This is a genomic window from Actinoalloteichus caeruleus, from assembly GCF_049311605.1.
Lineage (GTDB): Bacteria > Actinomycetota > Actinomycetes > Mycobacteriales > Pseudonocardiaceae > Actinoalloteichus_B > Actinoalloteichus_B caeruleus.
On the sequence record NZ_CP186005.1, the window covers coordinates 853,389 to 868,447 of the forward strand.

At 71.2% G+C, this 15,059-nt stretch carries 11 protein-coding genes and 2 tRNA genes; 9 read left to right on the forward strand and 4 right to left on the reverse strand.

Translation table 11 applies throughout. The features are described from left to right. Positions 1-12: 12 nt before the first annotated feature. Positions 13-1,431: a zinc-dependent metalloprotease gene (locus tag ACOJVX_RS03815; protein WP_422647257.1), complete on the reverse strand. Its 1,419-nt coding sequence runs from the start codon at positions 1,429-1,431 to the stop codon at positions 13-15. Between the two features lie 86 nt (positions 1,432-1,517). On the opposite strand from ACOJVX_RS03815, the gene ACOJVX_RS03820 reads away from it, so the two are divergent. Then, positions 1,518-2,579: a YlbL family protein gene (locus ACOJVX_RS03820; protein WP_051313277.1), complete on the forward strand. Its 1,062-nt coding sequence runs from the start codon at positions 1,518-1,520 to the stop codon at positions 2,577-2,579. Positions 2,580-2,597: 18 nt separating this feature from the next. On the opposite strand, the gene ACOJVX_RS03825 is transcribed toward ACOJVX_RS03820, so the two are convergent. Further along, complete coding sequence (locus tag ACOJVX_RS03825) at positions 2,598-3,128, reverse strand: PPA1309 family protein (protein WP_035273200.1); 531 nt, start codon at positions 3,126-3,128, stop codon at positions 2,598-2,600. Between the two features lie 160 nt (positions 3,129-3,288). Here ACOJVX_RS03825 and ACOJVX_RS03830 point away from each other — a divergent pair, with 160 nt between their 5' ends. From ACOJVX_RS03830 to ACOJVX_RS03845, 4 genes are all read left to right on the forward strand, one after another. After that, positions 3,289-6,258, forward strand: a complete 2,970-nt coding sequence (locus ACOJVX_RS03830; protein WP_418154344.1) for a UPF0182 family protein — start codon at positions 3,289-3,291, stop codon at positions 6,256-6,258. A gap of 233 nt (positions 6,259-6,491) precedes the next feature. After that, positions 6,492-6,568: transfer RNA gene (locus ACOJVX_RS03835), tRNA-Met, on the forward strand. A gap of 462 nt (positions 6,569-7,030) precedes the next feature. Continuing rightward, positions 7,031-7,627, forward strand: coding sequence for a GNAT family N-acetyltransferase (locus ACOJVX_RS03840; protein WP_422647258.1), 597 nt, complete (start codon positions 7,031-7,033; stop codon positions 7,625-7,627). Positions 7,628-8,292: 665 nt separating this feature from the next. Next, positions 8,293-8,366: transfer RNA gene (locus tag ACOJVX_RS03845), tRNA-Met, on the forward strand. Positions 8,367-8,441: 75 nt separating this feature from the next. On the opposite strand, the gene ACOJVX_RS03850 is transcribed toward ACOJVX_RS03845, so the two are convergent. Together ACOJVX_RS03850 and ACOJVX_RS03855 are read right to left on the reverse strand one after the other, a co-directional pair. Continuing rightward, a complete protein-coding gene (locus ACOJVX_RS03850; protein WP_422647259.1) occupies positions 8,442-10,454 on the reverse strand; it encodes an MFS transporter in 2,013 nt (670 codons plus the stop codon). A gap of 268 nt (positions 10,455-10,722) precedes the next feature. Further along, on the reverse strand, positions 10,723-11,061 hold the full coding sequence (locus ACOJVX_RS03855) for a hypothetical protein (protein ID WP_051313276.1): 339 nt from the start codon (positions 11,059-11,061) through the stop codon (positions 10,723-10,725). A gap of 393 nt (positions 11,062-11,454) precedes the next feature. On the opposite strand from ACOJVX_RS03855, the gene ACOJVX_RS03860 reads away from it, so the two are divergent. The 4 genes from ACOJVX_RS03860 to ftsX all read left to right on the forward strand — a co-directional run bounded on the left by ACOJVX_RS03860 (position 11,455) and on the right by ftsX (position 15,025). Further along, complete coding sequence (locus ACOJVX_RS03860) at positions 11,455-11,955, forward strand: PadR family transcriptional regulator (RefSeq protein WP_026417244.1); 501 nt, start codon at positions 11,455-11,457, stop codon at positions 11,953-11,955. Between the two features lie 166 nt (positions 11,956-12,121). Further along, the gene (prfB, locus tag ACOJVX_RS03865; RefSeq protein WP_026417243.1) at positions 12,122-13,225 is read left to right on the forward strand and encodes a peptide chain release factor 2; all 1,104 of its coding nucleotides are present in this window, start codon (positions 12,122-12,124) and stop codon (positions 13,223-13,225) included. A gap of 145 nt (positions 13,226-13,370) precedes the next feature. Beyond that, on the forward strand, positions 13,371-14,060 hold the full coding sequence (gene ftsE, locus ACOJVX_RS03870; protein ID WP_026066196.1) for a cell division ATP-binding protein FtsE: 690 nt from the start codon (positions 13,371-13,373) through the stop codon (positions 14,058-14,060). Between the two features lie 62 nt (positions 14,061-14,122). Then, a complete protein-coding gene (gene ftsX, locus ACOJVX_RS03875) occupies positions 14,123-15,025 on the forward strand; it encodes a permease-like cell division protein FtsX (RefSeq protein WP_026417242.1) in 903 nt (300 codons plus the stop codon). The last annotated feature ends 34 nt before the right edge of the window (positions 15,026-15,059 follow it).

The window sequence follows — 15,059 nt, forward strand, 5'->3', positions numbered from 1 at the left end:
GATCACCCGGTGTCAGGGCCGCTCCCCGCCGCCCCGCCCCTGGCCGTCCTGGCCGTCCTGGTCGTCGTCGGTCCGCTCCTCGCCGCCGGAGGACGCGTCCCCCGCCGCCGCGCTCTCCTCCGCGCGGCGGAGCGCCGCGAGCGGGTCGTCCAACTCGGAGGAGGCACGACCGAAGTGCTCCACGAAGTCGACGGGATCGTCCAGGTCAGCCGAGGTGGGCATCAGATCGGGGTGGTTCCACACCGAGTCCCGCTGCTCGACGCCGTGCCGGTCGGTGAGCCCCCGCCACAGCGTGGCGGCCGCCCGCAGCTGCCGGGGACGCAGTTCCAGCCCCACGAGGGTCGCGAAGGCCTGCTCGGCGGGGCCTCCGCTCGCCCGGCGGCGACGCAGCGTCTCCCGGAGCGCGTCCGCCCCGGGCAGCCGATCGCCCAACGCCTCGCCGACCACCAGGTCGACCCAGCCCTCGATGAGCGCGAGCAGGGTCTCCAGCCTGGTCAGCGCCTGCTTCTGCTCCGGAGTGCTGCGCGGTTCCAGCAGGCCCGAGCGCATCGCCTCCTCCAGGGAGGCGGGGTTGCTGGGGTCGACCTTGCCCGCCAGCTCCTCCATGGCGTTCGGGTCGACCCTGATCCCGTGGGCGAACTCCTCGACGGTCGCCAGCAGCCGTTGGCGCAGCCACGGCACGTGGGAGAACAACCTGAGGTGAGCGGCCTCGCGGGCCGCGAGGAAGACGAGGACCTCGTTCGCCGGGCGGTCCAGGCCCTGGGTGAAGCGGTCGATGTTGCTCGGCAGGAGAGCGGCCGTCCTCGGCTCTCCCAGCGGCAGCCCGATGTCGGTCGAGGTGAGCACCTCGGAGGCGAACTGCCCCAGGGCGCTGCCCAGCTGGGAGCCGTAGGCCATGCCCCCCATCTGCCCGAGCATCGACAGCAGGGGACCCGCGTTCTGCTTCGCCTCCGCCGGCAGCATGTCGGTCCAGGCCGAGGACACCTGGCGCGCCACCGGGTCGCACAGGCGCCGCCAGGTCGGGAGGGTGCTGTCGACCCAGTCCTTGGCTGACCAGGTGCGCACGCTCTGGGCGCCGACCGGGAAGGTGGTGACCGGGTCCAGCCACAGCTCGGCCAGCCGGAACGCCTCCGTCGTCGCGTCGTGCTGTCCGGCCGATGGCGGTTGGTCCCGACCCCCGCTGTTGATCTGCTGGAGGGCGAGCTGTTTGGCCAGGTCGTAGTTCACCGGCCCGCTGGAGTGCTGCGAGGCCTGGCTGAGCATCTGGCCGAGCTGGCTGAGCATCTGGCCCAACGAGCCCATGTCGAAGCCCGGCATCCCCCCGGGACCGACTCCGAAGGGCGACTCGCCTCCGGACCGGCCCGAGGGATCGTCGCGCTTCCCACGGTCATCGGGATCCTGCGAGTTGAACCCGAAGGGTAGATCGGTCATGCCGTCAACCGTACGCGGCATGGGCCGACCAGCGTGGGATCGGTCCGCCGGGGTCGGTGGTGACCCGTTCCGTAGGCTGGGCCCTCGTGAGCCGCCGTACTTGGTCCCTGTTGGTGAGTGTCGCGTTGGTCGGCGTCTTCGCCGCCTTCGGGGGTTTCGTCACCGTGCCCTACGTGGCCCTCGGCCCGGGCCACACCTACGACACCCTCGGTCTCGTGGCCACCAGCGGCGAGGTGGCTCCGCCGCCGCTGTTGGAGGAGGGGGACGCGCTCCCCGGTGAGACGGGCGCGGAACCCGACCCTGGCGAACTCCGGTTGACGACCGTGCAGCTCACGACGGACGTGACCCTGTTCGGCGCCCTGGGGCTGTGGGCCAGTGGCAACTACGCGCTCGCGCCCCGCGAGGAGTATTACCCGCCGGACCGCACCCGCGAGGAGATCGAGCAGGAGAACAGGCAGTCCTTCACCGCATCCCAGAGCAGCGCGGAGACCGCCGCGCTGCTCTACCTCGGCTACCCGAGGAAGGTCCTGGTCGGTGAGGTGTTCGGGGACGGCCCCAGCGACGGCGTCCTGGAACCCGGGGACGAACTGGTGACGGTGAACGGCGTCGACGCGGACTCGGCCGAGGCGGTGGTGGAGTCGCTGGCCGACACCGCGCCAGGGGACCGCGTGGACATCGTCATCAGCCGGGACGGCGTGGAGCGGGACCTCACCGTCGAACTCGGGGCCCGGGACGACCGGGAGAGCGGGTACCTCGGCGTCGCGCCCCTCGACCAGCCCGACGTGGACTTCGACGTGGACATCGAACTCGACGAGGTCGGTGGCCCCTCCGCCGGGCTGATGTTCGCCCTCGCGATCATCGACACCCTCAGCCCGGGGGAGATCACCGGCGGGACCCACGTGGCGGGCACCGGCGAGATCACCACCCAGGGCGCGGTCCGGCCGATCGGCGGCATCAGCTTCAAGATGCGCGCCGCGAAGGACATCGGGTCCACGGTCTTCCTGGTGCCGACGGGCAACTGCGCCGAGGCCGTCGCGAACGCGCCGGACGGCCTCCAGCTCGTGGAGGTCGAGACCCTGGAGGGGGCGGTGGACGCCCTGCGCCAGGTCCGCGCCGGGGAACAGCCACCGGACTGCTCCCCGAACTGACCGTCCGGCCGCCGCCGCTCAGGGGCGAAGCGTCGCCCGCAACGCCGTGACCAGGTTCGGGGCGAGCTCCGGGTGCTCGACGATCTCCTCGGGCACGAGGTCGTCCGCCCGAAGCCGCAGCACGCAGGCCGCCGAGCCGTCGCGCAGGACCGCCGCCACCAGGCGTGCCTCCCGGCGCTCCGGGTGGTTCGCGGCCTCCTCCGGGCTGACGGCGAGGCCCTCCTCGGACTCCGCGCCGTCCGCGCCGGGCGGCAGCACCACGATCTCCTGCGCCAACGCGCAGCCATCCACGGCGTCGGGCCACTCGATCCCGGACAGCGCCTCGGCGAGGTCACCGTCGGGCAGGGCGTCCTGCGCGATCGGCGTCAGTGTCGACCCGGGGTCAACCTGACCGACCAGGTTGGGTTCCCTCGCCAACAACGCACTGGTGCTGACCAGCGCGAACAGTTGGATGGGCTGGTCCCAGCCCCCGGAGGCCACGAACTCCTCCACCTCCCGAGCGGCGGCTGGCAGCGACCGGGGCAGTTCTGCGTCGTGTTCTGCGTCCACGGGTCCATCGTTCCGGTCGGGAGGGGACCCCACGACGGGGGGCTCCGAACGCGCGAGACGCCCACGTAGAGTTGGACATCGCAGGACGGACCGCACACCCCACCCCGGTGTGGTCACGTCCGGCCCCTGGTCCCTTGTCCTCAACCCGGGAGAGTGCGCTGTGGCGATGCGGAGTCCCGTCGGCATGCCCAAACTTTCCAGGCGAGCGCGGATCCTCATCGCTGTCGGTGCGGTGCTGCTGCTGTTGCTGTTGAGCGGATCGCGGCTGTTGAGCACCTATGTGGACTGGCTGTGGTTCGGGGAGGTCGGCTTCCGGTCGGTCTTCACCACGGTCCTGTTCACCCGAGCCGTGCTGTTCGTGGCGGTCGGTGTTCTGGTCGGAACCGTGCTCGCGCTCAGCCTGTGGCTCGCGTACCGGTCGCGTCCGGTGTTCGTGCCCGCCTCAGGTCCCGACGATCCCGTGGCGCGCTACCGCACGGCGGTGACGGCCAGGATCAAGCTGTTCGCCTTCGGTATCCCCGTCCTCGTGGGCATCGTGGCCGGTGTCGCTGGCCAGGGCAACTGGCAGGCGGTGCAGCTCTTCCTCAACGGCGGCGAGTTCGGGGTGACCGATCCCCAGTTCCAGCGGGACATCGGTTTCTACGCGTTCCAGCTGCCGTTCTTCCAGTGGCTGCTCGGTTGGGCGTTCGTCGCGGTGGCGGTGGCGTTCGTCGGCGCGCTGGTGGCGCACTACCTGTTCGGCGGCATCCGGCTCGCCGGGCGGGGTGGCGACCTGACCGGCGCCGCCAAGGTCCAGCTCGCGGTGCTGGCCGGCGTCTTCGTCCTGCTCAAGGCGGTCGCCTACTACTTCGACCGGTTCGCCCTGCTGACCTCGGAGCGCAACGACAACTTCGTCGGCGCCACCTACACCGATCTGCACGCGGTGATGCCGGCGAAGCTGATCCTGCTGTGCATCGCGGTCTTCTGCGCCGCGGCCTTCTTCGTGGGCGCGGTGCGCCGCAACCTCCAGTGGCCGGCCATCGCGACGGCCCTGCTCGTCGTGTCCAGCGTGCTGCTCGGCTCGCTGTGGCCCGCGGCGCTCGAGCAGTTCTCGGTCCGCCCGAACGCCAACCAGCGGGAGGCGCCCTCCATCGCGAACAACATGGAGGCGACGAGGGCCGCGTACGGCATCGACGACATCAACTACATCGACTACGAGGGGCAGAGCGACCTCGAACCGGCGGACCTGCGCGAGGACACCGCGACGATCCCGAACGTCCGGTTGCTCGACCCGAACATCCTGACCCAGACCTTCACGCAGCTCCAGCAGCGCCGGAACTTCTACGGCTTCCCGGACAAGCTCGACATCGACCGCTACACGATCGACGGTGAGACGCAGGACTACATCGTCGCCCTGCGGGAGATCAACACCGAGGGCCTGGCCGAGAACCAGCGGAACTGGATCAACCGGCACCTGGTCTACACCCACGGGAACGGGATCGTCGCCGCCCCGGCGAACGAGGTGAACTCGGCGCTGGCGGACACCGGCGGTGAGGGCGGCTACCCGAACTTCAAGGTCAGCGATCTGGCGACACCGGACGGTTTCGTCCCGGTCGAGAACCCGAGGACGTACTTCGGGGAGCTGGGCACCGCCTACGCGATCGTCGGGACCACCGACGACCAGGGCAACCCGTACGAGTACGACACCGACAACGAGCGGTACACCTACACCGGTGAGGGTGGCGTCCCGATCGGGAACTGGTTCAACAGGCTGGTGTTCGCGGCCTACCACGCGGAACGCAACATCCTGTTCAACCAGGCGATCAGCCCCGACTCCAAGATCATCTACAACCAGAACCCCCGGGACCGGGTGGCCGACGTCGCGCCGTGGCTGACGGTGGACAGCGACCCCTACCCGGCGGTCGTGGACGGGAAGATCACCTGGATCGTCGACGCGTACACCACGCTCGACAACTACCCGTACGCGGAGAAGACGGAACTGGGTGAGGCGACCACCGACAGCCTCACGAACGCCCGGGGCGTGCCGGAACAGCTGGACGAGCGGATCAGCTACATCCGGAACTCGGTGAAGGCGACCGTCGACGCCTACGACGGCACCGTGACGCTCTACGCGGTCGACGAGGAGGACCCGGTCCTCCAGGCGTGGCAGAGCGTCTTCCCGGACACCGTGCAGCCGGAGAGCGAGATCAGCGACGACCTGCGGGCGCACTTCCGGTACCCGGAGGACCTGTTCAAGGTGCAGCGGGACCTGCTGACCCGCTACCACGTCGACAACCCGAGCGACTTCTACGCCAACGTCGGCTTCTGGAACGTGCCGTCGGACCCGACCGTGGGTGACGACCCGGGTGAGGCGAACACGCCGCAGCCGCCGTACTACATCCTGGCGGAGGACCCGGCCACCGGAGAGGCGACCTTCCAGCTCACCAGCGCCCAGGTGTTCCTCCAACGGCAGTTCCTCTCCGGCTTCATGTCGGTGAACTCCGATCCGGAGAACTACGGGGACATGACGGTCCTCAGACTCCCCGTCGACAGCCAGACGCAGGGCCCGCAGCAGGTGCAGACGCAGTTCGTCTCCTCGACCGAGGTCAGCACGGAGCTGAACCTGTTGCGGCAGCAGGCCACCGACGTGCTCTTCGGGAACCTGCTGACCCTCCCGGTGGGAGGCGGTCTGCTCTACGTCGAACCGGTGTACATCGAGCGGAGGAACGAGGACTCCTCGTTCCCGCAGCTCGCCAAGGTGTTGGTGAGCTTCGAGGGCCGGGTCGGGTACGCGCCCACCCTCGCGGAGGCGCTCGACGAGGTGTTCGGCACCGGTGCCGGTGAGGGGGCCACCGACCCCACCGGGGAGGACGTGGAGGTCGCCGAGGGTGACGAGCCCTCGGGTACCGACGACACACCCACCCCACCGGAGACCGAGGAGCAGGGAGCGGGCGAGGACACGAGCACGCCGACCACTCCGCAGGCTCCGCCCGCCGACTCGGTCGACTCGGCGGTCCAGGGCATGGACTCGGCCCTCGAACGGCTCCAGTCGGCGCAGCGCTCCGGTGACTTCGCCGAGATCGGGCAGGCCTACCAGGATCTCGCCGAGGCCATCGAGCAGTACGAGTCCCTGCGGGGAGACGGTGGTTGACAGTCCAGCCGCCGGTTCCGGCCGGCGGCGCTGACTCCGTGAGCGACGCCCCGGGGGCACTCCCCCGGGGCGTCGTCCTCGTCCGGGTGCGGTGGGCCGAGCGGAGTGAGACGGGGGTCACGGCTGGATCTGGTCCCCGCGATTTGCGTTCGAGGTTGATCCGTTCTAAAGTAATTGAAGTCAGGGCAAGCGGAGGTCATCTCCGCAGTGGCCGGAGGCCAGGTCCTGAGCGACGCGGGGTGGAGCAGCTCGGTAGCTCGCTGGGCTCATAACCCAGAGGTCGCAGGTTCGAATCCTGCCCCCGCTACCACGAGGTCCCGCACACCGCGAGGTGTGCGGGACTTTTCGCATCCCGGGGTCGGTCCGGCCTGGTCGAGCGTCCGTGGGCGGCAGGCGCCGTCCTCCGCCGCGGCTGGCGGCTCGGCTGGCCGGGGGCCGAGGCTGGTGAGGAACCCGTATCCGCCGGTGATCCACGGCGGGCGCACCTGGACGCGGGCGCGCGGCGAGGGCCGAGAGCCGCCGGGACGGGCGGGGCGTGGCACCATCCAGCTCCCGGGCGGACCTCGTCGGCCCCGGGGGAGGGAGAAGCATCCCCGGTCGCGAGGGTGACGTCCCGGCGACGCCGTCACGCGGCCCTTTCGGGAACGGTGGACGTCCACGCTGTCGGGAGTCCCACCGCTGGCGGCTCGGGCACGCCGCGGATGGTCACGAGTTGGTCTCCCGGTAGGGCACGCTCGGGGTGCGTGTCGGACCGGGCTGGGAGAGTGGCCGGATGGCGCTCGAGTTCCGTCGGAACCGGCACGACGACCTTCGGCTCATCCAGACCTGGCTCCGCCGCCCGCACGTGGCCCGTTACTGGGTGCACGACACCAGCGACGCGGGGGTGGAGCGCGACTTCGCGGGCAGCTTGCGGGGCACGGAGCCGTCCGAGGACTTCCTCGTGCTGTGGGGAGGCAGCCCCATCGGGTTCGCGCAGCGGTGCCGGATCCACGACTACCCGGAAGGGCATCGCGAACTGATCGAGCTCGTCGACGTCCCGTCCGACGCGCTCACCATCGACTACTTCATCGGCGAGCCGGAGCTGCTGGGGCGGGGTCTCGGCACGCTGTTGATCGAGGCCTTCACCGAGCTCTGCTGGCGGGACCACCCGGAGGCGAGCGCGATCATCGTCCCCGTCGCCACGTCCAACACGCCGTCCTGGTCGGCCCTGCGCCGCGCCGGGTACGCCGCCATCGGCACCGGGTACCTCACCCCGGACAATCCCCTCGACGACGGCAGCCACCACGTCCACCGGCTCGACCGGCCGACCCGCGGCCCGGAGGCGGACCCGCCAGCTCCGGGTGATCAGGGAGGACCTGGGCACCGCTGAGGCGGAGGGAGCGCCGCCCGGGTGGCACACGACCTCCACCGGGACGGAACCAGTCGGTGCCCCTCCGCGTGTGTTCCGGGCTTCCGCCATCGGGGCCCGGGCGGTGGTGGGCCGCCGAGGTGGACGCCCCGTCGAGGAGCGCGGCCACGACCTCCGGTCCCGGGGTGGGGAGCGCAGGGGCCGCGCGGAGCGTGGTCCCGGGCCCCACAGCACCTCCGCCCTCCCCGCGACACCGTCGCGGGCCACCGGCTCGCCCGGTCCCTCGGGCCGGTGGCGCACTCACGGCTCAGGCGGCTCCCACGGCCGTCCGCGTCGCACCGGACGGAGCGCGCCGCGTGCCGCCCCGGGCGGAGCTGGCCGTCCACTCCGACCGGGCTCAGGGAGTCGGGGTCGTCGACCACGGCTCCCGGGCCCTCCTCGCGCGGATTGGCGGCGGGGGTGGCGTCGGGCGGCTGACCGGACCCGTTCGCGGGTTCCCGGGGGCGGTGCGCGCCTGTCGGGCACATCGTGGGTGTCACCGCGGGTCAGAGCGTGCTTCGTGCGGGTGCGCCAGCCTGGGGTACCCCCGGGTTTGCCGCCGTTTCGGGCATCCTCTAAGCTCTTCCATGTCGGGAGGAGCGGTGGTGGGAACCGCAGCGGCTGGCCCAAGGCCAGATCCCGAACGGCGCGGGGTGGAGCAGCTCGGTAGCTCGCTGGGCTCATAACCCAGAGGTCGCAGGTTCGAATCCTGCCCCCGCTACGAGTGGAACGGCCCCGGTCCAGTGGACCGGGGCCGTTCGGCGTTCCGGGGCGTCCCCTGACCGTGGACGGGAGATCAGTCCCTGTTGCCGGTGAACACCCGCCGGTCCGCGCGGTCCCCGAGCAACCGCCGCGACTCCTGTTCCAGCAGTTCTCGCAGTTCCGGGTGGAGGCGGGGCGACCAGTCCGCCAGGAACTCCTCCAACCCACGACGACGCGACCGGACGAACGCCGATGCGAGCCTCTTGCCCGCCGCCGTCAACATGAGGTAGCCGTCCCGCTCCCGCACCAGCCCCGCGTCGACCAGCTCGGACACGTACGGGGCACCCGTTCCCGGCTCCACCCCGGCCTGGTCCGCCAGCCACGCGCGGGTGCTCGGCCCCTCCCGCTCGAGGTTCGCCACGATCCAGCAGGACGCCGGGCTCAGGTCGACCTCGGCCGCCGCGGCGAGCCTGCGGTAGTAGTCGTGCCGCATGTCCCGGTCGGCGTAGCGGGAGATCGCCAGTCGCAGCTCCTCCCGCGAGTCCCGTGCGCTCGGCGCCGCCCCGAACCGGGTGCCCGGGTGACCGCCCCGCACCGAGTCGCGGAGCGGGACCTCCCGGAGGAACAGGCTCAGCAGGAACGCCACCGCCGCGACGGGGGCCGCCATCAGGAACACCGGGCTGAGCGCGTCGACGTAGATGTCGATGAAGGAGTTCGCCAGCTCGGGCGGCAGCTGCCGCACCGCCCTCGGGTCGTTCTCCAGCGTCGTCGCGTCGACACCGGGCGGCAGTGGCAGGTCACCTCCGCGCTCGGCCAGTCGGGTGTTGAGCCCGTTGGCGAACACCGCGCCGAACGTCGCGACCCCGAAGGACCCGCCGATCATGCGGAAGAACGTGTTGCCCGAGGTGGCGGTTCCGAGGTCCGCGTAGTCGACGCTGTTCTGCACGGCGGTCACCAGGACCTGGAGCACACAGCCGAGACCGGCGCCGAGCAGCGCGAAGTACAGCGACATCACGAGGGTCGATGTGCGCTGGTCCATCGTGCTGAGCAGCAGCATCGCCACCGTGATGAGGGCGGTGCCGACGATGGGGAACACCTTGTACCGGCCGGTCCGGCTGATCAGGTTCCCGCTGCCGACTGAGGTCACGAAGATCCCGAGGACCATCGGGAGCAGGTGCACCCCCGAGAGGGTGGGGGAGACGGAGTGCACGATCTGGAGGAACAGCGGCAGGTAGGTCACGGTGCCGAACAACGCGAAGCCGACGACGAAGGCCATCGCCGCGGCCACGGGGAACACCGGGTCGCGGAAGAGGCGCAACGGCAGCACCGGCTCGGCCGCCCGCCGGGCCGTGAGGCCCCACAGCACCAGGAGCACCACCGCCGCGACTCCCAGGCCAAGGACCACCGGGGAACCCCAGGGGTAGGTCGTCCCACCCCAGGTGGTGAGCAGGACCAGGGACACCGCCGCTCCCGCCAACAAGGTGGTGCCGAGGTAGTCGATCCGGTGCCGTCCGGCGTGGGCGGTCCTGGGCAGCACGACGGCGACGACGGCGAACGCCAGCACGCCGAGCGGCAGGTTGATGTAGAAGACCCAGTGCCAGGAGAGGTGGTCCACGAACAGGCCGCCGAGGAGGGGGCCGGCCACCGAGGCGAGGCCGAACACGGCGCCGAAGACGCCCTGGTAGCGGCCTCGTTCCCGAGGGGGCACGACGTCCCCGATCAGGGCCTGCGCGAGCACGATGAGGCCGCCCCCGAAGAGGCCCTGGAAGGCTCGGGCCGCGATGAGCTGGGTCATGGTCTGGGCGATGCCGCAGAGCGCCGAGCCGACCAGGAACCCGATGATCGCGGCCTGGAACAGACCCTTGCGGCCGTACTGGTCCCCCATCTTGCCCCACAGCGGGGTGGAGGCGGTGGACGCGAGGATGTACGCCGTGACCACCCAGGAGAGGTGGTCCAGCCCCCCGAGGTCGCTGACGATCGTCGGGAGCGCCGTGGCCACGATGGTCTGGTCCAGGGCCGCCAACAGGACCGTCAACATCAGGGCGCTCAGGACCAGCGGCAGCGTGGTGTCGCCCGGCCGACCAGCGGCCGCGCGCGTTGCCGGCACCGACGCCATGCCACCTCCCGGGTCGCCCGGCCACGGGCCGACGGACCGTCCCGGCTCGTCGGTCCGCCAGTGTGGTCCGGGCGGCGGGTGGCGGCAATTCGACGGGGCTGGGCGCGCCCCCGCGACCGGGCACCCGCCGCCCCGGTGGTGGCCGAGGAGACGAACGGACGACCGGGACCGCCGTGCACCTCCGTCGGGACCCGGTGACCCGCCGGAGGTGGGTGACCGGGCGGGTGGCCCGGCCGGTGGTGCTGAGGGCCGCCCCGCCTCAGGAGGAGGTCGGCCCCTCCGCCTCGGCCACCACCGCCCGCCACCGCTCCCAGGCGCGCCGCTCGGCGCGCTCGGTCTCCTCCTGCTCCGCCCGTTCCCGTTCGGCCTCCTCCACGCGTTCCGCCCACCGACGGGCACAGGCGGCCGAACAGGCCCGTTCGGTACCCGAGCGCCGGTGCTGTCCCCGCAGCGCGCGTCCACACACCCCGCACCGTTCGCCGTCGTCGGCCGGCGGGGGGAGGAACCGAGTCCTCAGGGTGCGGGCGCGTTCGGCGACCTGGTCCCGTACCTCGGCGCTCCGGGCGGCGGCCCTGTCTCGCAGCCAGCTGCGGTGCATTCGACGACTACCTCCGGTCGGGGGAATCTGTGCTCGGCCAGGGGGCCGGACCTCGTCATGCTCGACGGGGCGCCCGGAACGCGCGCGGCGAGTGCGCGATTTCCGCCCGATCGCATGGCCCTTCCCCGTCGGGCCGCGAAAGTGGGTGACGGGAGTCCCGGGCTTCCGGCTGGCGCGGACCGGCGATGTGCGGTAGGCGCCGCTGGCCGCCCCTGACCAGGCGATGTCCGGGGCCGGAAGGCCCGGTGGCGGGTCCGGAGGAAGGCGCGGCGTGCCACGGGCCGTACCGCCGCTGACCCTTTCGGGGCATCGTCGGGGGGACCAGCCAGGACAGGCCCCGGCCCGGCCTCGGCCATTGTGGACGAGCCGCGCGCGCCGTGGCACCGTGGAGCCGTGTCCGAGTTGAACTCAACGTCTGCCGCACTGCTCGGCCTGCTGCACGACGGTCCCATGACCGGCGGGCAGCTCGTCGCGGCGGTTGCCGAACGCTTTGGTGGGTTCTTCAGCGTCACCAGGAGCCAGGTCTACCGGGAACTTCCGGCTCTGGCGCAGAACGGCCTCTTGCGGCTGGGCAAACAGGGCCCACGCTCCAGCCAGCAGTACGTGATCACCGCCGCGGGCAAGCGGGCCTTCAAGGCATGGCTGAACACCGAACCGGGACCGGACAACCTCCGGAGTCCGCTGGTGCTCAGGCTCGCCTACGCCGGGTCTCTCACGGCTCGGCAGCGACGCGCCCTGGTGGAGGCGGCGCGACCGGACGCCGCCGCCAGGCTGGACGCCGCGAAGCAGGACGCGAAGGCGGCCGACGACCCCTTCACCAAGGCGGTCGCCGACTTCGCGGTCGCGCACAGCCGAGCCCTGCTGAAACTGCTCGACACCGTGCCGACGGACTGATCCCCACCACGAGTGGGAGGCGGGCCGGTTCGGGCGCGACCGTCCACCGGGCGGTCGAGCTCGACCGCCCGACCCGGGGCGGTGCCGACGCGCGGCCCACGGGCGTCCAGGCCTCCTGCTCCCCGGTTGAGCGCGGGCCCCCGCCGGACGCGTACGCTTCGTGTTCGTGAACCCCGACGTCGCCGCTGACCTGAAGGACCTGTCCACCACGCTGTCCAGCGTCGAGGCCGTCATGGACCTGGACGGCCTGCGCACCGAGATCGCCGAGCTGGAGAAGCAGGCCGAGTCCCCGAGCCTGTGGGACGACGTGGAGCACGCCCAGACCGTCACCAGCAAGCTCTCGCACAAGCAGAGCGAACTGCGTCGGGTCTCCGACCTGCGGCAGCGCCTCGACGACCTGGAGGTGCTCTACGAGCTCGCGGAGGAGGAAGCCGACGCCGGCTCGGCCTCCGAGGCCGACGACGAACGGGCGCGGCTGCGCAAGGACATCGCGTCGATGGAGGTCCGGACCCTGCTGTCCGGCGAGTACGACGACCGGGACGCCCTGGTCACCCTGCGCGCCGAGGCCGGCGGGGTCGACGCCGCGGACTTCGCCGAGATGCTGCTGCGCATGTACCTGCGCTGGGCGGAGCGCCACGGGTACAAGACCGACGTCTACGACACCTCCTACGCGGAGGAGGCCGGGCTGAAGTCCGCGACCTTCCGGGTCACCGCCCCCTTCGCCTACGGCACCCTCTCCGTCGAGCAGGGGACGCACCGCCTCGTCCGGATCTCGCCCTTCGACAACCAGGGGCGCCGGCAGACCTCGTTCGCGGGGGTGGAGGTCGTCCCGGTCGTCGAGCAGGCCGACCACGTCGAGATCGACGAGAAGGACCTCCGGATCGACGTCTACCGGTCCTCCGGGCCGGGCGGGCAGGGCGTGAACACCACCGACTCCGCCGTCCGGATCACCCACCTGCCCACCGGGATCGTCGTGTCCTGCCAGAACGAGCGGTCGCAGCTCCAGAACCGCGCCACGGCGATGGGCGTCCTTCAGGCCAAGCTGTTGGAGCGGCAGCGCCAGGAGGAGCGGGCCAAGCTCGACGCGCTCCGGGGTGACGGCGGCTCCAGCTGGGGCAACCAGATGCGTTCCTACGTGCTGCACCCCTACCAGATGGTCAAGGACCTCCGGACCGACTTCGAGGTGGGCAACCCGACGGCCGTGCTCGACGGCGACATCGACGGTTTCCTGGAGTCCGGCATCCGCTGGCGCCGGCAGTCCGAGAGCTGACCGGAGGTTCGACCGTCCTCGTCCCGCTCGCGCGGCACCGGTGGCCCGCTGACTCTTCGCGCATGTCAGACACCCTCGGTGACCGTCGTGAGCTGGGACGGGACGCGTCCGGGCCGCCGCACGGGCGTGAGTAGACTGGCCAGCCGTGATCCGGCTAGAGCACGTGACCAAGGTCTACAAGACCTCACCGCGCCCGGCCCTGGAGGACGTCTCGGTCAGCGTCGACAAGGGCGAGTTCGTGTTCCTCATCGGCCCGTCCGGGTCAGGGAAGTCGACCTTCCTGCGATTGCTGCTGCGTGAGGACGTACCGACCAAGGGCGAGATCCACGTCGCCGACTGGGATCTGACGAAGCTGCCCCGGCGCCGGGTGCCCCGGTTGCGGCAACGCATCGGCTGCGTCTTCCAGGACTTCCGGCTGCTCGTCAACAAGACGGTCGCCGAGAACGTCGCCTTCGCGCTCGAGGTCATCGGCAAGCCGAGGCACACCATCCGGAAGGTGGTGCCCGAGGTGCTCCAGCTGGTGGGGCTCGACGGCAAGGCCGAGCGGATGCCGAACGAGTTGTCGGGTGGCGAGCAGCAGCGCGTCGCCATCGCCCGTGCGTTCGTGAACCGGCCGCTCCTCCTGTTGGCCGACGAACCGACCGGTAACCTCGACCCCGACACGAGCCAGGACATCATGTTGCTGCTGGAGCGGATCAACCGCACCGGCACCACCGTCCTCATGGCCACCCACGACCACTCGATCGTCGACTCCATGCGTCGCCGGGTGGTCGAGCTGCAGTTCGGCAAGGTGACTCGTGACGACTCCCGGGGTGTCTACGGCGTTGGCCGTTAGCCCCGGCCCCGGCTGAACCACCCCGCCCTCCTCCCCCGAATTCGCAAGGATCGCTTCCCCCGATGCGCGCCAGTTTCGTGTTCAGCGAGGTCCTCACCGGCTTGCGCCGGAACGTCACGATGACCATCGCGATGATCCTCACGACCGCAATCTCGCTCGGCCTGCTGGGCGGCGGTCTGCTCGTCGTTCGCATGATCGACCGGATGGGCGAGAACTACCTCGACCACCTCGAGGTGTACGTGCACCTCACGGACGACGTCAGCCAGAGCGACGCGACCTGCTCGGACGAACCCTGTGCCGGCCTCCAGTCCTCCCTGCAGAACGCCGCGGGCGTCGAGTCGGTGGTGTTCGAGAGCAGGGAGGAGGCCTACGCCCGGTTCCAGCAGATCTTCGCCGGCCAGCCCGAGCTGGTCGACCTGACCCGCCCCGAGTCGCTGCCGGCGTCGTTCCGGGTGAAGCTGGAGAACCCGGAGCGGTTCGCGGCGCTGGAGGAGGAGTTCAGCGGCCAGGCGGGCGTGAACCGGGTGGTGGACCAGGCCGAGTTCCTCGACCGCCTGTTCGACCTGCTCGGTGGCGTCCGGAACGCGACGTTCGCCATCGCGCTCGTCCAGGCCATCGCCGCGCTCCTGCTGATCTCCAACACCATCCAGGTGTCGGCGTTCACGAGGCGGACGGAAGTGGGGATCATGCGGCTGGTCGGCGCGACGCGCTGGTACACGCAACTCCCGTTCCTCCTGGAAGCGGTGGTCGCCGGCCTGATCGGTGCCCTCCTGGCGGTCGGCGGCCTGGTCGTGGCGAAGCTGGGCTTCATCGACCGGGTGTTGCAGGGGCCGATCGAGGCGAACATCATCCCCGAGCTGTCGCTGGCCGACGTGCTGCTCATCTCACCGGTGCTGTTCGGGGTGGCGGCGGCCGTCTCGGCCGTGACGGGCTACGTCACGCTGCGGCTCTACGTGCGCAACTAGTGGTGGTGGCGCGGCGGTCCGGGGAAACGGTTTG